Origin of the sequence: Listeria costaricensis (assembly GCF_900183385.1) — a bacterium.
Taxonomy (GTDB): domain Bacteria; phylum Bacillota; class Bacilli; order Lactobacillales; family Listeriaceae; genus Listeria; species Listeria costaricensis.
Window position 1 is genome coordinate 1 of sequence record NZ_FXUT01000013.1, and the last position, 24,187, is coordinate 24,187.

20 protein-coding genes and 1 pseudogene are annotated in these 24,187 nt (G+C 46.0%); 5 read left to right on the top strand and 16 right to left on the bottom strand.

Translation table 11 applies throughout. The annotated features are described in order from the left end of the window. The 11 genes and pseudogenes from CS921_RS11200 to CS921_RS11250 all read right to left on the bottom strand — a co-directional run. Nucleotides 1-188 (bottom strand): annotated as a pseudogene (locus CS921_RS11200) (hypothetical protein); the annotation flags it as partial. Between the two features lie 14 nt (nt 189-202). After that, complete coding sequence (locus tag CS921_RS11205; RefSeq protein WP_099223942.1) at nt 203-538, bottom strand: hypothetical protein; 336 nt, start codon at nt 536-538, stop codon at nt 203-205. Further along, nucleotides 539-1,243, bottom strand: coding sequence for a DUF5081 family protein (locus tag CS921_RS11210; protein ID WP_099223944.1), 705 nt, complete (start codon nt 1,241-1,243; stop codon nt 539-541). Continuing rightward, nucleotides 1,240-1,539 (bottom strand): WXG100 family type VII secretion target, encoded by a 300-nt coding sequence (locus tag CS921_RS11215; protein WP_099223946.1) that lies wholly within the window; start codon nt 1,537-1,539, stop codon nt 1,240-1,242. The genes CS921_RS11210 and CS921_RS11215 overlap by 4 nt, the downstream gene beginning before the upstream one ends. Next, complete coding sequence (locus CS921_RS11220) at nt 1,536-1,934, bottom strand: chorismate synthase (protein ID WP_099223948.1); 399 nt, start codon at nt 1,932-1,934, stop codon at nt 1,536-1,538. The genes CS921_RS11215 and CS921_RS11220 overlap by 4 nt, the downstream gene beginning before the upstream one ends. Nucleotides 1,935-1,946: 12 nt before the next feature. Continuing rightward, complete coding sequence (gene essC, locus CS921_RS11225) at nt 1,947-6,458, bottom strand: type VII secretion protein EssC (protein WP_099223950.1); 4,512 nt, start codon at nt 6,456-6,458, stop codon at nt 1,947-1,949. A gap of 4 nt (nt 6,459-6,462) precedes the next feature. After that, a complete protein-coding gene (gene essB, locus CS921_RS11230; protein WP_099223952.1) occupies nt 6,463-7,677 on the bottom strand; it encodes a type VII secretion protein EssB in 1,215 nt (404 codons plus the stop codon). An 18-nt stretch (nt 7,678-7,695) separates the two neighbouring features. After that, on the bottom strand, nt 7,696-7,947 hold the full coding sequence (locus CS921_RS11235) for an EsaB/YukD family protein (protein ID WP_099223954.1): 252 nt from the start codon (nt 7,945-7,947) through the stop codon (nt 7,696-7,698). Between the two features lie 25 nt (nt 7,948-7,972). After that, complete coding sequence (essA, locus tag CS921_RS11240; protein WP_240422345.1) at nt 7,973-8,500, bottom strand: type VII secretion protein EssA; 528 nt, start codon at nt 8,498-8,500, stop codon at nt 7,973-7,975. Then, a complete protein-coding gene (esaA, locus tag CS921_RS11245) occupies nt 8,490-11,921 on the bottom strand; it encodes a type VII secretion protein EsaA (RefSeq protein WP_099223956.1) in 3,432 nt (1,143 codons plus the stop codon). The genes essA and esaA overlap by 11 nt, the downstream gene beginning before the upstream one ends. 97 nt (nt 11,922-12,018) lie before the next feature. Next, nucleotides 12,019-12,315: a WXG100 family type VII secretion target gene (locus CS921_RS11250; protein ID WP_099223957.1), complete on the bottom strand. Its 297-nt coding sequence runs from the start codon at nt 12,313-12,315 to the stop codon at nt 12,019-12,021. 260 nt (nt 12,316-12,575) lie between these two features. Between CS921_RS11250 and rpiB the strand changes: the two genes are divergently transcribed. Then, a complete protein-coding gene (rpiB, locus tag CS921_RS11255; protein ID WP_099223958.1) occupies nt 12,576-13,031 on the top strand; it encodes a ribose 5-phosphate isomerase B in 456 nt (151 codons plus the stop codon). Nucleotides 13,032-13,114: 83 nt separating this feature from the next. Here rpiB and CS921_RS11260 read toward each other — a convergent pair whose 3' ends face one another. Both CS921_RS11260 and CS921_RS11265 read right to left on the bottom strand, forming a co-directional pair. After that, complete coding sequence (locus CS921_RS11260) at nt 13,115-13,930, bottom strand: alpha/beta fold hydrolase (protein ID WP_099223959.1); 816 nt, start codon at nt 13,928-13,930, stop codon at nt 13,115-13,117. Nucleotides 13,931-14,126: 196 nt separating this feature from the next. After that, complete coding sequence (locus CS921_RS11265) at nt 14,127-15,788, bottom strand: bacterial Ig-like domain-containing protein (protein WP_099223960.1); 1,662 nt, start codon at nt 15,786-15,788, stop codon at nt 14,127-14,129. 126 nt (nt 15,789-15,914) lie between these two features. On the opposite strand from CS921_RS11265, the gene CS921_RS11270 reads away from it, so the two are divergent. Both CS921_RS11270 and CS921_RS11275 read left to right on the top strand, forming a co-directional pair. After that, nucleotides 15,915-16,787: a class I SAM-dependent methyltransferase gene (locus CS921_RS11270; RefSeq protein WP_162921753.1), complete on the top strand. Its 873-nt coding sequence runs from the start codon at nt 15,915-15,917 to the stop codon at nt 16,785-16,787. 62 nt (nt 16,788-16,849) lie between these two features. Further along, entirely contained in the window at nt 16,850-17,701 is an 852-nt protein-coding gene (locus CS921_RS11275) for a MurR/RpiR family transcriptional regulator (protein WP_099223962.1), read from the top strand. A 45-nt stretch (nt 17,702-17,746) separates the two neighbouring features. On the opposite strand, the gene CS921_RS11280 is transcribed toward CS921_RS11275, so the two are convergent. After that, complete coding sequence (locus tag CS921_RS11280; RefSeq protein WP_099223963.1) at nt 17,747-18,805, bottom strand: MupG family TIM beta-alpha barrel fold protein; 1,059 nt, start codon at nt 18,803-18,805, stop codon at nt 17,747-17,749. A gap of 142 nt (nt 18,806-18,947) precedes the next feature. On the opposite strand from CS921_RS11280, the gene murQ reads away from it, so the two are divergent. Together murQ and CS921_RS11290 are read left to right on the top strand one after the other, a co-directional pair. Beyond that, nucleotides 18,948-19,832, top strand: coding sequence for an N-acetylmuramic acid 6-phosphate etherase (gene murQ / locus CS921_RS11285; protein ID WP_099223964.1), 885 nt, complete (start codon nt 18,948-18,950; stop codon nt 19,830-19,832). Nucleotides 19,833-19,849: 17 nt separating this feature from the next. Beyond that, nucleotides 19,850-21,307, top strand: a complete 1,458-nt coding sequence (locus tag CS921_RS11290) for a PTS transporter subunit EIIC (RefSeq protein WP_099223965.1) — start codon at nt 19,850-19,852, stop codon at nt 21,305-21,307. Nucleotides 21,308-21,454: 147 nt separating this feature from the next. Here CS921_RS11290 and CS921_RS11295 read toward each other — a convergent pair whose 3' ends face one another. Together CS921_RS11295 and CS921_RS11300 are read right to left on the bottom strand one after the other, a co-directional pair. Next, nucleotides 21,455-23,227 carry an LPXTG cell wall anchor domain-containing protein gene (locus tag CS921_RS11295; RefSeq protein ID WP_099224049.1) on the bottom strand — a complete coding sequence of 591 codons (1,773 nt, stop codon included), beginning with the start codon at nt 23,225-23,227 and terminating at the stop codon, nt 21,455-21,457. A 22-nt stretch (nt 23,228-23,249) separates the two neighbouring features. Then, the gene (locus CS921_RS11300; protein ID WP_099223966.1) at nt 23,250-23,951 is read right to left on the bottom strand and encodes a Crp/Fnr family transcriptional regulator; all 702 of its coding nucleotides are present in this window, start codon (nt 23,949-23,951) and stop codon (nt 23,250-23,252) included. Nucleotides 23,952-24,187: the final 236 nt, after the last annotated feature.

A 24,187-nucleotide genomic window follows, 5' to 3' on the forward strand; every position in this document is an offset into this window, starting at 1 on the left:
CTGGTGTGGCTGAAAGAAACGGCGTCGTCTGGGTCGTTTTCTTGGATGGTGGTTTCGACGGATTCATAGTTCTTGTTGACCTCACTCAGTTCGTGAAACAACCCGGCAAACCAGCTGCTGGCTGTTAGCTCTGCGATGGAGGTCCCCATCTTGACCCATTTCTCGCTGTTGTATTTGATGTCTTTCATTCGGCTGGCCTCCCTTATTCGATGTTGAGTGCTGAAATGATTTGCTGACCGATGGCTTCATCTGCTTGAATCATGCTTTCCAATGTCTCAAATACAAGTGTGGAGGCTCGATTGTAATGATCCTCCAACTCGAGTACTCGTTCGTTGGCTTTTGGTACCTTGTCCATTGCTTTTTTTGCTGCGCCTTCGGTGAGGTACTTGTTTGATTTCAAACTTTTTACTGCTGGTTTTATGATGCTCTCAAATTCATCTGCAATCGCAATAAGTTCATTGGCAATGTGGGTCAATTCATCTGGGTTGATGTCAATCGTTGAACCTGCTCCCGGTCCTGATACTGCTTGTTGTGCCATTTATATTTTCCCCTCCTTGTATGGAAATTCCATTTCGTCAAATAGCTGCTTCATCAAGGCATATTGGCTGATTCGATAATAATCCTCTGTCATGACATCTGTTTGAATCAGCCATTCATCCATCGCAAAAGCCAAATATTGTTGATAAAATTCATGATTGGTTGTTTCATGTGGTTCTTTTTCTAGATGGAAAAACTCCATACTGATAAAATTCTTACCTGGGTCAATTTCCAATGCCTTTCTCCGTTCGGCATTCGTTAGTTCTCGCTGCATGAAGGATGTTTCGTCTTCCAATGGCTCGCGTTCGATGATTGGAAATAATTTTCGAATAAGTGCTAGCGCATAGATTTTATTTAGTCGCTCGATTCGATACTCTTGGTCTGCTTTAATCTCAGCTAAAACTATGACTTCATTATCAGCGTCTTTCGGAAAAGCAAACATCAGTTGGTTAAGACGGACATATTTGGAGCTCTGACAATAACTGCGCAAAGTCTCCATCACAATCCCGCCACCATCTGTAAGGGTATCTTCCTGCGTGAGGATATTTTTTTGTTTTAATTCTTCATAAGCTGCTTCAAAATGTTCACTGCCTTTTAACTTGTAAATCATCTTATCGGGCACACCAAAGATATGATTGAGATCAAATGGTGCCACTAAAAGATATAATTCAGCTGGTGAAAAGGTGTCACGTGCATGTGTCATCATAGACGTCGAACCTCCTCTGCTTCCTTGCCGTCTTTGAAATCAGTGATATAACCATCCAGATTTTTTAAGGCTTTGCGTTGTTTCTTGTAAGCCTTTTGTACATCTTCGTGATACTGCTCGATCAGTTCAATATAGGTCAGAAAAGCATCACGTGATTTCCCTTTCCATTTGGCATCTTTGACATACTTGACTAATTTTTTACATTTGGTATGTGTGGCTTCCAAAGAATCTTCTACTTGCTTGGCAGAGGTTTTGGCATCAGCAACTTTGCCTGCGTCAATTTTTACTTTGCTCATTTTTTATTCTTCGCCTCCCGTTCCTTTTTCTCTTTTTCTTTCTTCTCTTTCTCTTTTCGTTCGCGTTCGGCTTCTTCCTTAATGGCTTTTGCTTTGTATTCCTGATACTTTTCGTAAGCTTTGTCCCTCGCCTTAGTTAACTCACTCAGTTTGTCTTTTTCTTTATTGATGTACTTTTTTAAACGATCAACTACTGCGGTATTTTTTTCAATGAACGGATCAGATGGCGTACAGTTATTGGGCAAATCTGGCACACTTTTGTTATATGTGCTCAGAATGTCGTCAATTTCCGACATGTGTTCTTTATGATCTTTCACTGCATCCTTGATATCGTCATATAGATCATGATACTTATCTCGCTTCTTTTCAGTCTCTGTTTTTCCAAATCCAAACATGTCTTCACTCCTTTACATCATGGGTGCTGTTAATTTGATTTTTTGATATTGACCATTTTTCATGTAGTAGGCTTCATACGGTGCTAAAGGCTGTTCTCTATAAACCGATTGAATGGGGGACAAAACATTTTGATCGCTGATTCTGCCCACAATGATGCCCACTTTTTGCTTTTTCAGATGTGCAGATATGTCATCTAGTCCGCGTGAAAGTATGCCACTAACACCTGAGCCAATCACATAGATGCCCATCCGTGCCCCTTGTTCGATGATTTTGGCCATTTTCTTTTGATTAGCCGGATCAATCTGTTCTGTTGCATAACTTGCTTCTGTGATGAAAACGTAGGTCGGACGAAGTTCTTCCATGTACATTTTCAGTGTTACAGCCCCATCCCCTTCCTGTTGAAGTTTTTTCCAAGTGTCTTCACGTGCTTCAAAGAGCTGCAAGATTTGGTCTGCGACAAGATTCATCGCCTCTCCGTCTCCAGCATAGATATTGGCATTTTGTTTGTATGCTTGGAAACGACCGGTTGAATTATCAAGTAAAATAATATCGATTTCTTGATTGGAGATAGCTAGTTCAAATAAAGCTACTGTTGTCCGTTCAAGTATGTCACGGTTGTCTGCCAATACGAGTGTTGTGCCGTCACTTTTAACGTCTAGTTCAATTGGTTCCACTTCTTCAAAATCCACTGCAAATGGCGTTTTTCCTTCTTTGAGCATTTCGATTGTTTTTTTCTTTTTCTTAAAGTCTTCCATGGACAGAACTTCTGGTACCATTGGAATCGGTTCTGGCAGTTCTCCTTGCCAGTTGTTGTGCATTGCTTCACTTTCAGACTGGACGCCCTCAATAATCGCTAGCGTTTCTTCACCATTAACAGGCAGCGCAGTTTGGAAGGAGAGCGGCTCATCTATTTTGATAAGTCCACGTCCCGGAAGTTCTTCAATTGTCAAGTTAGTTTTCCCTACAATACTGCGCGCTTCTCCTGCTTCCAATAGATAAAGGGCAATCTGATGCTTGATATTTGCGAGTACTTGAACGCGCAAGGCATTTTGACGTACAGCGCTTATGATGAGATGAATGCCTACACCTGCACCTTCACGAGCAATTTGAGCGATCAATTTTTCAAAGGGTTCTTTAAATGGAGCTTCTGCAACAGAATCATAGGCATCCACTACAAGGAGAATAGAGGGTACTTCTTTGCCACTTGCTTTTTCATACATCGTCATATTTGCAACACCATACTGACTCAGAAGACGTTTCCGCTCTTTCAGTTCTTGCGCAAGACGTCGCATTAATTTACCTAATTTGATTTCTTCATCTACCATGATCGTATCGGCGACATGTGGTAGTGATTTCAATGGAAGCAGGCCATTTGTTCCCAAATCCAGCAAGTAGACATGTAAACGCTTTGGATTATGTTGTCTTGCTAAATCCATTGTGACTGTTTGCAGGAAGGTTGATTTGCCATATCCTGGACTGGAAAAAACAATCATATGCCCATCTTTTGTAAGATTAAGCTTAATTGGTTCTTGTTGCTGCATTTGTGGAATGTCTAGAAAGCCGAAAGATGTTTCAAGCGGCTTCTTCTCCCCCTCCCAAGCTTCCGTATAGTTCACCGGATGAAGCTCTGGTAAATAAATCCGCTCTTCAAGCGGCGGCAACCACGGCCGTGGCAGGGCTTCGATTCCTTGTTGTTCTGTATATTCATGGATGTGGTCGATCACTGCGTCCAGTTCAGACGGCAGCTTCGTCAGGTCGTCTTTTTTGTCCAAGCCGCTCAGGTCCTCGGTCAGAATGTCATATTGGCCTAGTTCGTTGATCGCATAGATCGTCGTGTCGATATACTCGGTGTCTTCTTTGTCCGGTACATAATCCGCGCCGCTCCATGCGCTCTGGAATAGTTCGTAGATTTCATTGTTGCCGACTTGCAGGTAGGCTCGCCCTGGCAGGGTGATGTCTGCGGCGTCGGGCGTTTTTAGCATTTCATTTGAGTCGCTGGCATTTTGGACTTTTAGCGCCAGTTTGAACTTGGAGTTCGACCAGATTTGGTCATCGACGACACCGCTCGGCTTTTGGGTCGCTAGGATGAGGTGGATGCCTAGTGAACGGCCGATCCGGGCTGTCGAGACGAGTTCCTTCATGAATTCTGGTTGTTCGGATTTCAGTTCGGCAAATTCATCGGAAATGAGGAACAGATGCGGCATCGGTTCGCTCGCTTTGCCCTGCTTGTATAATTTTTGATACTGGTTGATGTGGTTCACGTCATGCTCGCCAAATAACCGCTGGCGTTTTTGTAGCTCGGCTTTGATGGAGGCCAGGGCGCGCATGGATTGGGCTCCGTCTAGGTTGGTGATTGTGCCGAGTAGGTGCGGCATATTTTTGAATAGGTTCGCCATGCCGCCGCCCTTGTAGTCGATCAGCAGGAAGGCCACTTCGTATGGGTGGAAATTGACGGCCAGGGAAATGATGTACGACTGGATGATTTCCGATTTCCCTGAACCGGTCGTTCCGGCTACGAGTCCGTGGGGGCCATGGGCTTTTTCATGCAGGTTCAGTTGGACTAGGTCGTCCTTGCCGCGTAAACCGAGTGGGACTGCTAGACTTTTATAGGTTTCATTTTTTGCCCAGCGTCCGGCGATATTTAGTTCTTCAACTTTCTCTACACCATACATTTCTAAAAAGGTGACGGATTCTGGAATCGAGTTTTTCAGATTTTGCAGGTGGTTGAGCGGCGCCAAGGCACGGCTTACTTCTTCTTTGTCAAAATCAGCCGGGAAATGGTCGGGTACGAAATGACGGTTGACCAGCTCGCCGTTTTCCAGCAGAATATTGCCGTTTTGGGCGTCGCGAATGTCGACTACGGTTTTCACATGCTCCGGCAGGCTCTGCATGACATCTTGTACGAAAATTAGCGAAACGCCTAAATCGCTTGGGTCTTCATTGAAAAATTCCATGACGGTGTGGTCGAGAATCATTTTTTCATCGGTCACAAGCACGACATAGCGCGGTGTAAAATAGAGCTGCTCGGTTTTATTCGTGTGTTCACTCAATGTTTGTTTGCGTTCTTTTAAAATTTGGTATAGCGAGTTCAGCACCTGGTCGCGCGAACGTTCATGGTAGACAAAGCCGCGGACGTTGACATCACGCAGGTCAGCATGTGGCAGCCAGCGCATCCACTCCCAGTCGGCTTTTTCTTCCTCAGGGAAAATCGTGATGAACTGCAAGTCGTAATAGCTGTGGAAAAGTGCTGTCTGCATGACCATCATTTGTAGCTGCTCTAAAACAAGACGGCGCGGGCCGATATAGCCGACCGGGCCGTGCATCAGATCGGTCGCCACGGGGACATTTTGAACGCGCAAATACTGGCTTTTCAAGGTCTTGGCTTCTTCGATCAGTGCATCTTTTTCCTGAGTGAATTCTTCTTCGCGGAAATCGATTGGGAAGCTGCTTTTTTCTTCGCCGCAACCGACGCGGAAGGTTAGGAAATCATGGTGGAACATCGTTTTTTCGTAAATGCGCGAGTCGACACTGGTTGCCATCGCGCGAATTTCTTCAATGCTCGGATAGTGGTACGTCAAGGCATGGCGCTGCTCAAGGCTCGCTTCATGCAGTTCCTTGGTTTTCATTTTTAGATAGCGATCGTAGCTTTCTTCGCGTTCTTTAACGTCAACTTTATATTTCTTACTATTTTTAATGAAATTGGTCAGTGACATAATTACGGTCATGCCTGTCATCGCCAGCGTCATGATGATGTAGATTCCACGAGGCTGGAAAATCGAGATGATGACGGTCAGTGCGATCATTACAAGTGGTGGCAGAATGATTTTGATCAGGCCTTCTGTCGGCTTGGACGGGGCGGCGGACGGTTTGGCAATCGTCATTTTCTCTTCCGGCGCTCGGTAAATGATCCGCGGGGAACGGTGGTAGTCCGGATAATCCTCGCTGTAGGCATTATCGGCCGCGAAAAGTGGTGCTAGGCGGCTTGTTACGCGACTGTCTGCTGCCGAGATGGTCAGGTCGCTCAGTCCGACTTGAATTGTCACACCGTCTGTGTAAAGCTGGTCGCCTGCTTCCAGCCGAATAGCCCCTTGAACGCGCGCAAAATTATGGTAGACCTCGCCGCTCTCGATATGCGCCTCGAAAAAGCACTGTCTGTCGTCGCGGAGGAAGCTCATGCTGGCCTTCGTGTCCTGCAAAATAATATCCCGGTCTGCGCCGGCGCCAAATGTGACGACCAGTTTATCCGAGACGTCGTAGCTGCGGCTCTTCAAGTCCTGCGCCAAATAGAAGCCCAGTTTTGTATCGTCCGTTTCGATTTCTGTCAGGCTGTCCAAAGAAAGCGCCGTGCTGCCGGCAAACCAATTGTCGTCCTGCCAGGCCACTTCAAGTGTTTCGGCCATCTGCGGATAGGTCACCGTATCTTCCAAACGGCTGCCAATCGTGAAGCGGCGGTCATTTCGCTGCAAATGTTGTTTGTGGCATGTTTCGCCATTGGTTACAATCAAAAATGCACTTTTTCCCATTTTCTTATTCTCCCTCTTGTTGTGTGGTGGCGCTAGAATCATCTGTACTCTCTTCTTCTTCCGCCTTTGTCAGTTTTTCCTGTTCCGCTTTAATTTCATCTTCAATTTTCTCTTGTTTTTCGATTTTCTTGTTGCCGCTCAGTGTCGTATCGTTTTTCACTTGATCCAGTTCCTGCACGAGGCTGTAAATGATCAGATCGGGTTCGTCGAGCAGCTTCGCGATATCGTTCGACTTGTTGAATTCTCCGCGGCCGTTGTAAATCCAGTAAAGCAGATACTGCGGGTCGGATTTCAGGCTGACGTTGTTCATGATGTTCTCTTTTTTGTTATCGTCGAGTTTTTCACCTTGGATGTAGGAATAGGCCAGCTCATACTGCGTGGTTTGCGGCATTTTCTCCGGATCCTCGTCTTCCAGTCCGGTGATCACTTTATCGTAGTCTGTTTTGAGAAAATTCTCGTTGGCAGTCAGTAGTTTGTTTTGATAGGGCACTTTCATGAAGGCAAAATAGCCGAGCGGAATCGCCAAAATCACTGCGGCAATCATAAAGCTGACAGCAAGTCCTTTGAAAGTTTTAAATTTTTTCTTGGGAACGGTTGTCATCGTCTTGGCCACCCGTTTAGTTTCAGCTTGATAGGCTTCGGCCAGCACCTTATCGAGCTCTGCAATCGTTCCGGCATTCGCAATGGCTTTTTCATACTGGGTGCTGTGGGCGTTTTGAAGCGAGCCGTTGTAGAGATCTTCAAAGCCGTATTTTTTGGAAAACATCGCCACGGCCAGGCAGCGGTACTGCTTTAGGAAGCGTTCTTCTGTCAGGTCATAGGGCGGCACGAGGCCTTTCATCCCGCGGTGGACGATTTGTGGTTCCAAATTCAGGTCGAATACCAGATTGTCCGGATGCAGGAAAAATGTGTACCGCGTGTCGAGCAGCCGCGCCAATTTGCCGACATTGTAAAGCGCCCGCAATTTGTCCGCCCGGCTCATGTTCAAAAGTTCACCAAAGCCGCATGTGTCGTCTGGAACGGTATAGTCGAAGCGGTAGCTGTCGTTTTCATGGGTAATGGCGACTGGCAGAAAGCTCTCGGCCGGTTTTTTCAGCAGCTCGATCTGCTCGATTGCTTTTAATTTCGTGCGTGATTCGGTGAAAGTCGTTGTCCAAACTGTGTCTGTATAGCTGAATGGATAGCTCGTGCCGTCCATTTCGATGTGATTTGTTGTCATTCTCCCTAACTCCTCTTTTTATAAAATTTTTAAGATGTCGCCGCTTGTAATTTGAAAGTCGGTCAGTTTGTCGTCGTCGCTCAGCAGGATCGCCTTGTTGGTCGTCTTGATCGTGCAGCTCGACAGGTCGGGTGGCTGTATTTTGAGTGTTTCTGCTAAATTTTGGATGAGTGCTTTGACGGGCTGGTGGATTGGGATGCGCAAATCATACTGTCCCGCTCCCCAGTTCTCTAAGTCGACCGTCACGTCGATATGTGTTTCTTTGGCCATTTGTGGTTCGCTCCCTTGTTCTTCTTTACTCAAACACGTTGCGGCAGGCGGCGTAGATGCCGGCACCAATTGCCAGAACCGCTCCGCCTAAAATTCCGCCAACTGTCTTTTTCTTCGTTCCCTCTTCTGTGCCGGTAGTGGCGGTCGTTTCCGTGCCGCTTGACGAGCTGGTTGTCGTGCTGCTTGCCGCTGTACTCGTTTCATCAAAAAGGTCTGCTTTTGCCTGTTTAGCGGTCGCGCCTTTTTCACTATCGCCTGTAAACAGTTCCGATTCGAGGTTTTCCAGCTGCTTTTCTTCCACTTTCTTTTCATCCGCAATCTCTTTGTCCATCTGATCGGTAAAAAGCGGTATCCCGAGCTGGTCAAAAGTCGTTTCTGTCTGCTCTTCCATCTGCTTATTCTTCTCTTCTTCACTTAACTGGAGGCGCGAGGTTTGCAGCTCCATTTCTCCGTTATTATCTAAATAGCTGTCGGCTGTGGCTGCAAGCGGCAAGATGAATCCAGCCGCCAGCAGTCCGAGTGCACCAACTGCCATGATTTGTTTACGCTTCATGAGGTTCTTCCTCCGCTTCTTTTTCCCGATGCCAAACGAACAGGTTTAGGACAACAAGAAGGACGACTGCGCCAATCAGTGCATAGACGATAATCGAGAAGTCCTGCTCAGCGCCTAGGACACTCACAAGCAGCTGCTCAATATATTGCAGTGGTGAGAAGGTTTTTAATGTCCCGAAAATCGATTCGTTGTCGATCGTGAGTCCGACGGCATCTGTTAGGAAAAGATACATGCTGACAATCGTCAAGATGATAAACATCCCGCCCATGTTGAGCTGACGAAGTAAATATGTAAATAATCCCACAAGGAAAAACATAATTATTAGAATGATGCCAATCCATAAAATGACACCAATTTGTCCGATACTGAACAATTTTGCAGTAATGACACCTATCAGGAGTCCTTCGATCAAAGCAATCCCGAATGTCATAAAGGTGATCGGCAGGTTTTTCGATGCCAGTGACATTTCCTCTGCAAAGGCATCCGTTTGCCGTCGTTTTTTCTCTTGATGTGCGATCACATAGCTTGTAAATAGGGCGACGACGGTACAAATCAGCACCATAAAGTAAGGGGTCGATTTATCGGTTGCCACAATCGTTCCGGCGTTGACCTTTTGAACGGGGCTGCTTAGGAAATCGTACAGCGTCTCATTCTGGCGGTCCCCCACGCGGCTGTTGTCCATGACTTGTGAGAAATTGTCTTCAAACGTGCCGTCATCTTTGAGTTTCTTAGCCAGATCAGTGGATAGATTGGAGGCTTCACTCACCAGATCCTGACCGCTTTTTTCAATATCTTGCGCCTCCTGGTCGATCGCATCAAAGGTTTCATAGACACCTTCTGCCGAGTCCAAATTGCTGGCCGATTCTTCTGCAAGCGACTGACTTGTCATCAGCAGGTCTCCGAACGAGCTGTCGAGATCCATGGCAAGCGTCTGCTCATCCTGCGCATTTTGAACTACCACGTCGTCTTCCTCGATCAAGTCTAGGCTGCTGTCCCGCCACGCTTCCAGTTCGGCGAGCAGTGCCGCCAGATTTTCATTCTGACTGGCCGCTTCCGCTGTAGCATCCGTCAATCGCCGCGTCACATCAAGCGAGCGCTGGTCGGCTTCCCGCATGGTCATTTGGTAAGCCTGAATCCGGTCTTGGAAATCACTTAGTTTCCGAGAGTATTCATCTGTAATGTCCTGCGAGGTCAAGCTGACGATGGAATCGAGGACGTCTTTGTTGTTAAGAATGCCGTAATAGGAATCCGCTGTTGCCGCTTGGTCAAGATTGTATGGCATTGGTTCATTACTGCTTGCAACTATACCGTAATAAAGCTGATACAGCGCCGCCAACTCCTCATACCCCTTGAAAGTGTCCATGTAGGCTTCCCCGTAGGCCGCTTCATTTGAAAGGTAATTCGGCTGGGTGACGGAGACGGCTACTGGTTCCAGGCCGTTCGTGAGCGTTTGAAAAGTATAGATGCCTGTTACTGTTGACTGTTTAGTCGTGGATTCAGCAGGCTTCTCTTCATCCGCTGTTTGTTCTTCTGAGTTACTTTCCACACTATTTTCTGTTGCATCACTTGCCGCCTGTACGTCTTTTGAATCATCCGTGCCTTCTTCTCCCGCTGTATCAGCTGTATCATCGGTTGCATCATCATCTGTAGACGGGACTGGTTGACTTCCATTTGCTACATAGGCATCCACTTTTTCTGTCTGCTGGTAGTAAACGCCCCAGTCAATCGAGCCGAACAGCGGAATCGTGTCAACGTCGCCGTTCAAAAGGACGTTCGCACGTACTTGAAAATTACAAGGTTCTTTCGTATAAGATGCCGGAATCGTTATCTTCATGCCGCCGTCATAGGGCTGAATATTCACTCCCACCGGCGTATTATAGCTACTCGAGCCCGCATAGGGTTGTCTATACACATTGATATCCGCATCTTGCAAGCTGAATCGGCTATCCAGCGTGATATAGACGGTCGTGTCATTTTCACTTGCCGGCACTGTAAATGGATCACTGGTAAGAGTTGTCGCTTCTTTTTTCAGCTTATCCGTGGTTTCAGCCATCAATTGGTTGATTGGCAAGCTAGGGTCATCTGCTGAAATTTGCTGCTCTCGATTTGGAAAAGCATAGCCCTCTGGAAAGTACTCCGCTTCCTGACTAACAAAATCCTGCGATAAATTTGTGACATTTTCATATGTGTGAAGGGTTTCTGCGCTTAGGCCCCAATTTTCGAGCACGCCGGAGTCAAAATCAGGCAACGTTTGAATCGTATCCGCGATCGTCTGCTTGAAGCGATCATTAATTCCCGTATCCAATTCATTCAGCGTAAACTGTGCTGGATTATCCGCATCACCCTGCAAAATTCGTTTCAAATCTGCCGCTACAGCTTGTTCCAGCTCACTATCAAGTACGGTTTGCAGTTCCTCGTCCACACCTGTCACACGGCTGTTGATGTCCGCAATATAATTCTGCAAGCCCTGCGTTTGTGTTAGTAGTGAATTTTCTCCCTCGATTGCCTGGAATTCACTTGAAAACAGCTGGTTCGCCTGTTCCAAGGCCTGCGTTTCTGACATGACCGTGTCTGCCGATAGATCTGCACTGAACTTGGTCAAATTGTCGCTCAGTGATTCTCCAAATGGCGCGTGTTCATCCTGCATGGCAAGCAGTTCTTCCAATGACTTGTCGTAAGTTTCACTCTGTTTGCCCGACTCCTGCAGGGATTTTTCATAATCATTCAGCATGTCCTGAAATGACTTGAAGCTTTCCTTTGATGTGCCAGTATAGTCCTGCACCGTTTGGAATTGGTCTGTATAGTTGGAAAGCGGCGAATTGACCGTCTCGTCGAACCGGTCCGTATATGCCTCTTCCTTCTCGACCAGCTGACCGATATTGTCCTGCGCTTCCTGCAAATTCGTTAAAATACTGGCAAAATAAACGTCGATTACGCGCTTATTCATATCTTCCAGTACCTGTCCTGCCGTTTTTTCGGCTTCTGCTTTCAGTTCGTCATTGCCGACATCATTGACCTTGTAGCTCACGGTAATTTTCTCCGGATTGTCTGATGTCAGCGAAAGTGCTTTTTCTGAGAAATCGCTTGGTATAATGATTTCCATATTGTAAATGTCGCGTTTCAGGCCGCTTTCTGCCACGCCTCGACTGACGACAAACCATTCATTTTCATTGTCCTTTTCGATACTTTTAACAAATTCTGCACCAAAGTTGATTGTCTCCCCCTGGTACGTCGCTCCCTGATCTTCATTGACCAGTGCAATCGTCATTTTATGTGTCTCTGTCTGTGTTCCCGCTATTTGTGTATCCGCTTCCTCTTTCTTCTCCGTGACCTTCTGATTGAACGCCAAATAAGTCACGCCAATCGATAAGCCAATCGCCAGGAGGACAAAAAGCAAAATACTCCACTTTATTCTTTTCATTATGTATAATCACTCCCGCTGTTTTGGTTCGTATGTTACAATTGTGTTTTTTTCAGAAAAAGCCATGCAGAAATAGACTGCATGGCTTTCGCATGAATCATTGGAAACCAAAGTTTTGAGAAAGCTCTTGGTCATGTTGTTCCACTGCATCAGCTGTTTTATTAAGCTGGTCATTGATTTGGTTCATAAGTTCCGCAAATTCTGTTACTTTCGGTTTTAATTGATTAAATTGCTCGTCAAAAGCACCGAATGCTTTACCTTCCCATTGACTACGAAGAGTTTCTTGCAAATTCGTTAGTCTTTGAAGAACATCTTCAATTGTTTGTGCACTTGCTCCGTATTCTCTTGCGTCGTTGCGTAACTCATCAGGGGTCATTCTAATTTGTCCTGACATTGCGCTTCATCTCCTTTTTCTGTCTGAAATTTTTGGTGTGATTTCCATCACAATAGTAGTATACCATGTGCATAATCATATGTTTGTGACAATAATCCGAACAATATTTCCACCAAAGTTATAAATTTAGCTTCAAAAGAAATAAGAAATTTAACAGTGATAAAATAATTGTCTGATTTTTCAATTCTTATTCATTTCTGGTCAGTTAGGAAAAAAAGTGTATAATGACAGTAGAGAAAATGATGGCAGGAGGAAATCGCATGACCGTAAAAACTGTTGCACTTGCTTCCGATCATGGAGGTATTGAATTGCGTAAAATGATTGCTGGCTATTTGGAAGATCAGGGAATCGACTATCAGGAGTTTGGCCCGAAAACGGCAGAATCCGTCGACTATCCCAATCTAGCTTTTACTGTTTCGGAAAAAGTGGCTTCTGGTGAAGTTGAACGCGGCATTCTGATCTGCGGGACTGGGATTGGCATGAGCATTGCGGCCAATAAGGTCAAGGGGATTCGTTGTGCACTTGTGGGCGATACTTTTAGCGCTCATGCAACGCGCGAACATAATGACACGAATGTGCTGGCACTTGGCGCGCGGGTGATTGGGCCTGGTTTGGCGCTCGACATTGTGGATATTTGGCTGAATACGGATTACGAAGGTGGCCGCCATGCGAATCGACTGGGGCAGATCACCGATTATGAAGACCAGCATTGCTAATAAAAAAGCCTGCCGACTGACTGATGCGGCAAGCTTCAAACTGCAAACTCGGCACAAGCTGTCGGGTCTGCAGTTTTTTTATTTTAGTTCAGATAGCTGAAACGATTCAGCCAATCGGTCACAAGTTCCTTGAATACTTTTTCTTCCTCAATCTGCAAATTATGGCCGGCACCGTCTAGAATGGCAAAACTGGCGCGCGGGTAATGCTCGATCAGTGCCAGTCCGTCTTGATAGCCGACAGTCGAATCTTGACGACCAAACAAGAAGAGACTTGGATGGGCAAATTGCAACTGCTCGTCTGGATTGAAGCTGAGCGCATAACGCTGTTCATACAGGCGCAGATGGTCATGGTCTGCTGTGATGAGCCCGGGCAGGACTTCTGAAATCAACCGGCGCCAGTTTTTGGCAGTCAAAACGACCCCATTTTCGATAAATTCAGCTTGTTCATCGGCACTTAGGCTCGCCATCAGCTGCTCATCCTGATAGATGATCTGCGGTTTGGGCAGCGTGCGTTTTCCCTGTTCTGGATGGATCACGGGGCAAATTTGCAGCAATCCTTTTACACGTGTCGTCATTTGGGAAAGAATGCCGCGTGCCAGGTAGCCGCCATAAGATTCGCCAGCAAGCAGAAAATCCTGCTCCGGCAAATTTTTATGAATAAAAGCAAGCAATAATTTCAGCATGTCATCCGCTGAACGAACCGCTTCGTAATTTTCCGTTTTCCCCATTCCCGGCAAGTCAATATAGATGCGCTCGAATGGGCTATTTTCATCAAAAATTGGCTCCATACAGCCTTTCATCAGCTCCGAGTCTGGTCCAAAGCCGTGAAGCATAATGATCGGCATCCCCGTACCGATTCGGTCATAGTAGAGATTTACGCCATTTATTTGGTCATACATGTCTTCTCACAACCTTCCATCTGTTTCTTTCATTTTATCATATATTGCTACCAGCACAGTTTTTTATTCACCCACAACTTTTATTGGCGTGTATTCGTGCGCCGTTCATATATTTTCCAAAAGCTCTACCTCTAACAAAAAAACACCTTCCCCACAGCCAGTCTAAAAGCTGTAAAAAAGATGTTTTATTGACGCTTTATTTTTTCAACCGATATAGGAAGAGGCATCCTAATCCAAGTAGCACGAGTGGCCAAGTGGAGCTGTCTCCGGTTTGTGGCAAAGCGGCCTGATTCGCTTGTCCGCCAGTGGCCGAATTCCCTGTGTGACTGCCGGAAGTTGCCGACATCCCCTCTACCGTCACATAAACGGTTGTCTTGGCTGAGCCATTTTGGTAGGTGACGGGATAGCGGCCAGCCTTCGTCGTATCAACTTGGTCGGTTACTTGTATGTTTTCAAATGGTACGGGCTTTCCGTCACGGTCTGTTGCCTCAATCAGATTGTCTGCCGGGTTCCATATACCACCTATCGACACGGTGGAATCATGGGCCTCGATGCTTGTTAGATCAGGCTTTACAGTAACATTTATAGTGGTTGTGGCTGTTCCGTATTGGTAAGTGATTGGATACGTGCCGGCTTTCGTCGTATCAACGGTGCCTTTCACACTCACCTGACTGAAATCGACCGGATTGCCGGCTTTGTCTGTCGCACTATCAAAGTTATCAGCTGGCTCCCACTTGTCCCCAGTATAAAGGGTGGAATCATGGGCTACCACTGCCGTTAAGTCCTGCTCAGGGGCAAAGTGTATCTGTAATTGTAAATCTCTGTTGAATGAATAAATATCCTGCTCCGTGACTCCCTCTGAAACGGCTGAAAGATTTTGAGTAGCCCCATAGCTGTAACCATGTGCAAAGAAAGTAGTCGAGCTGGTGCCTTCCAGATTCGCAATATCTTCATAGTTTACTTGGTTGACAAGCTGGAAAGTCAATGCTTCATTTGCCACATCTACATTTCCCTTGTACAGCAATCTTTGATCACCAACATCCACATAAAAATAACGACCGACTTCTACTGGCAATGGCACTTGATCGACGGTCTCTCCGCTGTGCTGTGCCCAGAAGTCCTCATTTTCTCCGGGATAGGCTTCATAAGTGAAATAATGGACGGGCGTATAAAAGGAGGAAATCGGAATACTAAAGTTTTGATAATTATCTGCTGTCAGCTCTTCTGTAAGCATCATAGGCGTACTATTTACTACAAAAAGATGAAGTGCTGACATATTCGTAAATACATCGGCAAAAATGGAATCGATATTGATGAGTTGCGTGTTGGCAAATATGTAGACCACTCGATTTCCTATATATAAAGCTGAAAAATCAGGATGGAAATCTTCTGTTAGATCTCCTTCAAAATGAATCTGAAAAAAGTTCTTTTGATTCGTATACTCGATACCTTTGAGAGTCTGAACGCGGGCATCAATGTACAGAGAATCGACCGTTGATAGTCCGATTTTCGTAATTTGATCCGGCGAATCCACACCAAGGGCTGTCATTGCAGCTGCCTGCATATAAGGGTCGGGCATCCAGTCATTGATATTTTCAATGCCCGCTTCGCTGTCGTCTGGCTGCTCCTCTGGCTGCTCCTCTGGTTCAGATGGTGTCGTTTCTTGCACTGGGGCCGCTTGACTCATTTCATCAGTAGCAAGGTTTGGTTGTGCGGTTTCAGAAATGGTCGGCTGTTCGGCTGTAGTTTCAGAATTCGTACTTTCTGCGGCAGCATCCGGCTGTTCGTCTGCAAACACATAAACATTTAAAGGTATGAAACATAACAAAATAATTGATACATATATGATTTTTTTCATCAAATCCCTCTTTTCCCACTTTATTGTTCTAATTCACCCAAAATCGATTGAATAAACATATTGCATTTTTTGTATACATGGCTTATCATAAGAAATCCAATCTATCTCTTTGAGGTGAAAAAATTGTTGACCCATCCATACCCTACCGCCATTCGTGCTTTTTCTCGTCAATATCATTATAACGATAGCACCTCGCCACTATTGACCTGCGAGGAAGCCGCCGCTAATCTGACCGATGCAGAAATAGCCGCTTTGTCGGCGCGCATTGAGGATGCACTGGCCTTTTTTGACCCTGATATGAATCAGCTGCTTACTGATCCGGCCAAAAAGCGTCGTTATGTGTTAAATCGTTATTTCGTTCCTCAGACTGTCGCTTTTTCTTGCTATATCAAGGAGCAGATGAGGCTGGCGGTGCAACGTGGCACCTATCAGTTTGTATCAGTTGGGAGCGGCCTTGAATCCTTTGTGCCACTTCTTCCTGCTCACGATGAGGTTCGTTTTTTCGATTTAGATAATCATAACATGCTGCTTCAAAAGTATACAACAAATACAGCAGCTATGCATACCCTTTCGATCGATTATTTTACGGATATATCAGAAGCACTCAGCCAGAACGGATTTCATTCAGATCGGCCGGCTTTTTTCCTTTTACCGGGGCACGCCATGTATATGGAGAAGCTCGACTTTCTGAAACTCTTGCAGCAGCTTGGTCAAGTGGCACATCCAGGCAGCTCGGTGGTGTTCGACTATGTGGATGAAGCTTCTTTTTTGATGGATGCCGATGAGACCATTCAAAAAATACTCTTTCTAAGCAAAAGCAATCGTGCGGAAATCGTTGCCGGCTACGATCCGCTCTTCATGGATTTTTTCCTGGAGAATACCGCTTTTATTTATGAAAATCTGTCCAGCGAGAATATCAACCAGCTTTATTTTGAAAATCAGTCCAGCGATTTAGCGACGCTGCCCTATTTCTACTTTGCACATGCGGCTTTAAAATAAAATTTCAATTTCCCGCTCGACTTATGCTACAATAAAAGAAAAAATGAAACGGAGCCGTGAATATGCATACAGGTAGCGTAACTAGCCGAATTGAAGGGATTCTTACCTCATTGCCACAGTCAGAAAGAAAAATCGGTACGACCATTCTGGCTGAGCCTGAATGGGTGGTTCGGGCCTCGATTCAGGCTTTGGCTGAAAAAGCAGACACGAGCGGCGCAGCGGTCATTCGGTTTTGCCGTTCGCTCAATTTTTCTGGCTTCCCGGAATTGAAACGGCAGCTTTCGGTGGAGCTTTCCAAGCCGCAACGGACGGGCTATTTTGATATTGAGCCGGACGATTCATTTTCTTCCATCAAGGAAAAACTGGTGTCAAATATGGTGCAGACTGCTAACGATACTGCGGGACTCTTGGAGGAGCCTGCCTTGCGTGAGGCATGTCGACTGCTTGGGGAGGCCGAATCGATTTATGTTTATGGTGTGGGGGCTTCCTGGCCGGTAGCGGAAGATGTTGCCCAAAAGTGGATGCGTTCTGGCAAACCCGTTTTGGCAAGTCAAGATACACACGTTTTAGCCATGGCATTCGCGGCCAGTAAGAAAAAAGGTGTGTTCATCGCTATCTCCAACAGTGGCGAGACGTCCTCTGTTTTAGAAATCGCCCAGCAGGCAAAAGAAAATGGCGTGACGGTTATCAGCCTGACTCGTTTTGGCAACAACAAATTGAAGTCGCTCGCTGATCTTGCCCTTGAAACGTCTCGTGCACCAGAAGCCGAACTGCGTAGTGCCGCAACCAGCTCTCGTCACGCACAATTACTGACGATTGACATTCTTTATTATTATTATGCGACGCTCCACTATGACACGATGATTCAGCAAATCCAAAAATCCCGCGAAGCTACAAATCGTTTTCGCATTTAAAAAAGCCTTTCATTACGAAAATTGTCGCGTAATGAAAGGCTTTTTTTAGTTGTCCAAATGAATGTAGATGCGATCGCCGCCGGAAATAAAGGGCAGCATGTCTATAAAAGGTGGATATAACTGACCGATTATATTCGTTCGGGCATCTGCTGCAAGCGCCCTTTTTGCAATCATGATTTCCCCTTGATAACGTCCAAATTGCCGGTTATCAATCGTAATTGCGCCAATCGAACGCGCCTCTGCTGGCTGCGGCTCAATATCTGCCTGTCCAAATAGCAGGCGACTTTTTTCCAGCCGAATGAAGTCCCGCGCCTCGTCCACCCGGTTCTGGTCCCCCGCCTCCAAATAAGCCTGTATAGCGGTCGAAATCCCCGGAGTTGCCTGACCTTTCAAATGAATCTCCCCACGGATCAGCCCTTGCCAAACATCCAAGTGCGCTGCCGCAAGTTCGGGATCCCCCACATAAAGATGGTCGACGCCAAGCTTTAACAATTCCAGCGCACCTGCATACGGCGAAAGTGTCCGATGTGCTTCGATCGTTGGCAGACCTTCGTAGAGCGGCTGACGTTTCTCGGCATCCCCTGGAACAAAAGCAGATATTTTCAACCCGTTTTCTTGTAAAAATTGGTTTTTCTGTTGAAATAAATGATGACTTAGCCCCGTCCCTGTTTTCGGATAGTAATTATGAAAAGCCTCCAGTCGTTCAAAATCCGCCCCGTACGCCCTTAGCTCAGCCAGAGTGGCCTTATCGATTGTGCTGGCGTTCAGATAGACGGCTATTTCATGCGTTAACAGCGCCACTTTATCCGCCCCGATCCCATAGTCGATCCGCAGTCCCGTCACGCCGAGTTCCACAATTTTCCCCGCCTCTTCAAACGACAGCCCCAAATAGGCAAGCGACTCCTCGGAAATATCCATAATCAGCGCCATGTCCTGCATTTGTGCAGCACGCCCCAACCGAGCCAGCTTTTCCTGATAGGTCGATGCGTCTTCTTCCATAATATGAAGCGAACTGAAAATACTTCGGAAGCCTGCCTGATATTCCCTAGCTAACCGCTCTTCTATTTTTTCCAAGTCCTGTAAATACACACTCACACCAAACATCTAGATCAGCTCCTTTTATTTGCATGGATCCACTCTCTCCGTTCAATCATACCACATAAATAAAATTTTATTCCTTTTTATTTAAAAATATATTGAAATTTAATTTCAAAGACTATATAATCAATTTAAAGGAGTGAACCTTATGTTAGACCATTTAGCAACAGAGAAACAAAATAGCCGAACATTGAACCTCGATCAATTAAGTACGGGCGAAATTCTGCAGATCATGAATGAGGAAGATCAGCGTGTTCCTGCAGCAATCAAGCCTGAGCTAGGTAAAATCGAGCGAATTGTAAGCGGCATCATCAAAAGTTTTAATGAAGGAGGTCGTTTGATTTATACAGGTGCCGGCACAAGCGGTCGTCTCGGCGTTCTGGATGCAGTCGAGTGTGTCCCAACTTTCGGTGTTTCGCCGGAACAGGTCATCGGGCTGATCGCTGGCGGTGAAAAAGCTTTTGTCACGGCCGTTGAAGGTGCCGAGGATTCTAAAACGCTTGGTCGAGAAGATTTAGAGCGACTGGACTTGACGGCAAAAGACTATGTGATTGGTATTGCCGCCAGTGGACGAACGCCTTATGTCATCGGAGCACTGGATTATGCAAAAGAGATTGGGGCGCAGACAGCCAGCATCTCCTGCAATCAAGATGCTCTAATTTCCAAGCATGCGGATCTTGCGGTCGAAGTGGTGCCCGGACCGGAAGTTTTGACTGGCTCAACACGTTTAAAGGCCGGCACTGCTCAAAAACTCGTTTTAAATATGATTTCTACTGCTGCCATGGTTGGAATTGGCAAAGTGTATAAGAATCTGATGGTGGATGTCAAGCCTACGAATGAAAAACTGGAGGAGCGGGCGAAGCGAATCATTATGGAAGCGACGGATTGCGATTTTGAAACAGCCAGCGCCACCTATTTGCAAGCGGATAAACAGGTAAAAGTGGCGATCGTTATGCTGCTGACTGGGAGCGATGCCTCAACTGCCACCCAAAAAATGCAACAAGCACAAGGATTTATTCGTAAAACCTCATAAAAAAGGAGTGTCCAAACATGTCAAAAGAAACAGAGATTGGAAACGGCATTTTTGAAAATGTAGGCGGCAAGGAGAATATCTCTCGAATCGCACACTGTATGACGCGTGTCCGCTTAGGGATCCGTGACCATTCAAAGGTGAATGTGGCTGCACTGAAAAAGGTTCCGGGCGTTTTAGGCGTTGTAGAAGACGATACCTTACAGATCATCGTGGGTCCCGGTATTGTTAATAAAGTGGCGCAATATATGGCGGATAGCGCCGGCGTGAAAATTGGGGAAACTATTGCCGAAAATCTTGATCAAAATCTGACAGCTGGTAAAACTGGTAAAGAGCTTGTCGAGGAAAAGGCGGCGGCTACCAAGGCGGGCATCAAGTCCAAGCAAAACAATAAATCTTCCTTCAAGCGACTGCTGCAATCCATTTCCAACATTTTCGTCCCGCTGATTCCTGGCTTTGTCGGTGCCGGTCTGATCGCCGGTATTGCGGCCATTTTGTCCAATAATATTATAGCGGGCAATCTCGATCCTGACACATGGAATCAGTATGTAGATATTTTAGGTGTTATTAATAAAGGTATTTTTGCTTTCTTATCTATCTATGTGGGGATTAATACGGCCAACGAGTTCGGCGGCACGCCTGTTCTGGGCGGTGGTATTGCCGGAATCACGATGCTTAGCGGGCTGGCTGAAGGGCACACCATCACAAACATTTTCACTGGCGACCCGATTACCGCTGGACAAGGCGGCATCATTGGCGTACTGCTTGCAGTTTGGCTGATGTGTGTCGTTGAGAAATGGCTGCGCAAGTATATTCCTGATGCGATCGACATCATTGTGACACCCACACTTGTGTTACTGATTATCGGGTTGATCACCATCTTCCTGATCATGCCGTTCGCAGGGCTTGTTTCAGAAGGCCTTGTAACCTTTATCAACTGGGTGATTGGCGTGGGCGGTCTCTTCTCCGGCTTCATTCTTGGCACGCTCTTCCTGCCAATGGTCATGCTGGGCCTGCACCAAATTCTGACACCCATCCATGTCGAAATGATTGCCCAAACTGGTTACACATTGCTGCTTCCAATTCTGGCAATGGCTGGCGGCGGTCAAGTCGGCGCTTCTATCGCCCTTTGGATTCGCTGCCGGAAAAATCGTCCGCTGGTCAACATGATCAAAGGTGGCTTGCCAGTTGGGATTCTCGGCATTGGCGAACCGCTCATCTATGGGGTCACGGTGCCTCTAGGTCGACCATTTATCACAGCATGTCTGGGCGGCGGTATCGGCGGTGCAGTGATTGGCGCTTTCGGAAATGTCGGCGCGATTGCGATTGGCCCATCTGGCGTCGCACTGATTCCGCTGATTGCAAATGGCGAATGGTTCTCCTATGTCATCGGCTTATTGGCTGCCTATACGGGTGGCTTCCTATTGACCTATTTCTTTGGAACACCAAAAGATGCCATGTTATCTGTGGATGAATAGGTCGCATTTTATCACTCAATAAAAACAAGGACATCCTGGTCGATCTGTAGCGCACCTCCAAAGCTAGCTTTTCTTGGTCTAACTTTAGAAGCGGCACTACCGTCAGGCATGTCCTTGTTTTTTAGTGGTGCTTATTTTTTGGCTGCTTTACTTACGCCGAAGCAAATACGTTCCGGCAATAAAGAGTAAGCTGAGACCGGTCCACGCTGGCCATTGCTGCGACTGATCGCCTGTTTGCGGCAATGTTTTTTCCACACTTGTCCCGCCGCCATTTGGAGAAGAGGTCACTTTTAGCGTCATAGATGGGTCACTAGGTGCAACCGGTGGGGTCGGTGTTGTGGGGATTTCCGGCTGCCCCGGCTCTAAAGGTGTCTCCGGCATAGTTGGCGGATTGGGCAGCTTCACATTTCCCTTAGTAAGAAGCAGCATTTCTGACACATTACTTTCATCAATCACAAATGCAACCGGGGTCCCGTCCAATTGATAACCCGCCGGCGCTTTGGTTTCAATCAGCGCATATTCACCGAATGGTAGTTGATCGATCGACAATTGGCCGTTCGCATCTGTGACGAGATTTTCTAGTAATACGTCGCCTTCGGAATCTACAAGTTTAAATTCCGCGCCCGGCAAGGCTTTACTCGGATCTGCCTCATCGTATTTAGTCAGTTCTACCTGACCAAGCATTGCCTGATTGTCTTTTTGCAGATAGATCGTTTTGCCGACATCTACTGCTTTTAACGAGAAAGTGACGGGCGTTGGATCCAGAATATAGCCATCTGGCGCTTTGGTTTCGACAAGTTGGTAGTCTCCCAGTGCTAATTTTGACAATATGATTTTACCGTCAGCTCCTGTTGTCAGACCAGTTTGCAGGGTAGTGCCCGTTCCATTCTGCAATTCAAATTCAGCCCCACTCAGCATTTTCTGAGGGTCACTAGCGTCCAGTTTGAAAAGTTCAACATTGACGTACTGCTCACCTGAACCGTTGCCACCGCCGCCTGAGTTGGGTGTATAAGCCGTTTGCGTCTGCTCGGTTATATTTCCCCCTGTTAATATTCCTGTATTTTGATATTGCGAAGAGACGCCGTTATCCGTTGCGCGTGTTTGATAGGTTATGACGGCCGAGCTAGGCAAATCACCGAGGTTTACTTTAAAGCCCGTATCAGTTGGCGTGATAACCAAATTCGGCAGTGTGCCACCCGGTGTCCAGTTTTCATTTTCATCATAGGTGCCCGGTGTCACTTGCACGCTATCCGCCACCAGTGTTTGATTGGGACCGAGAACATCTGTATAAACGGCATTCGTGATTGGGTTGCCTTCATAATTGACGCGGACCGTCCAATGAATCAGCGTCGGATCTAGCTCGTCTACATCTCCCCATTTCAGCAACTTTTCATCTGGAGAAATCGTCATTTTATCGCCAACATCTATAACTAGCGTGGTTGTTCCGCCATCCACAGGGAATTCCAAGTTGACTGTTTCATTGGCTTCCACAACGGTCTTATTCCAGCTCGTCCAAATATTGATGCTGCCCTGTACATTTTCGTGGGTAGCTGCATAGTCCGTAAATGTGATCACGACCTGATTGGTGGCTTTATTTGTTGTCGCCTGCCCAATAATATTATTTTGATCGTCTACCACGTTAAATGTGACATTGCCCGCTAAAGTCAGTTGATTCGGCAATTGGATGGTCATCGTGTCTCCGGCAGAAACCATCACATCATTTGGAATTGAAAAGTCATAATGAACCTGAATATCGTCGTAGTAAGTGAATTCGTTTTTCGGCACACCATTACTATCACGCAGCTCGACATTTGTTAAAAATTCACTTCCATGTTCAGCCGCTTGCACCTGATGAAACGGCCATTGGCTGAAAATAAAAAGCGCAATCAAACATAAAATTCCCCATTTTTTCCTTGTCATTTAGACACCCCTTTTTAATTGTTTATTCCTTTGTAGTTTCAATATAAGAAAGTCTGAGATCGGTTTTCTTCTCTAACAGTCGAATATCATGAATGATCAGATGCGTATCAAATGTGATTAAACCTGCCTCTTCCCACTCTTTAAACACACGATTTAAGCGGTACGGATGCACTTGAATGAAGGCGGCAATCAACTGTTTTGTAAAAGCTGCCATAAATTCGACACCCGAGCCATCCATTGTAAATTTCATCATATTGATGATTGAAATGAGTCCCGTTGCGAGTCTGGTTGAAAGCGGGGTTCGCCGCTCGCGATAAATAAATTCACTGGTTATGTAGCGCAGGGTCAATTCCTCCATCATTCCTTGAAAAAGCCTTGGATTGGCATACATATGGTCAATAAAAAATTCTGCATCTACACTTGTAACGATGCCATCAGTCAAAGCAATCACACGGTACCGACCAATTTTATCCAAATAGGCAGGGTTTTCTACAAAGCTCCCTATTCCAATCACACCATTCAGACCGTAAAAACTGGCCAGCCGCCACTTCCCTTTATACCAAACTTCTACTTTCACACCTCCTTTTTTGATAATCAACACCTTTTGCTTCTCTCGCTCTGCTGTAAATTCATAGATCTTCATCTTCGGCTTTATTTCAACGTCCTGTAAAAACTTCTTTGCTAAGTCTGGTGCCTGAGTTAAAAGTTCAAAAATTGGCTTCATTAAACGATCCCTCTCATTCACCCTCCAATAGCGTGGTTTGTAAACAGTATATAAGTTTTTTTATTTGGAAAATATAACGATGGACAAACTAATACACGAAATATTGAACATTTTGTGAACATATACCCTTTTCCCATAAAAAAATGCCTTATATTCATTATTTTTCCGAATAAAATTGTTATCTGCAAAAAGCACGAACCGATCTGCATTTCTTCTAAAACTGGCTGCCTTATGAT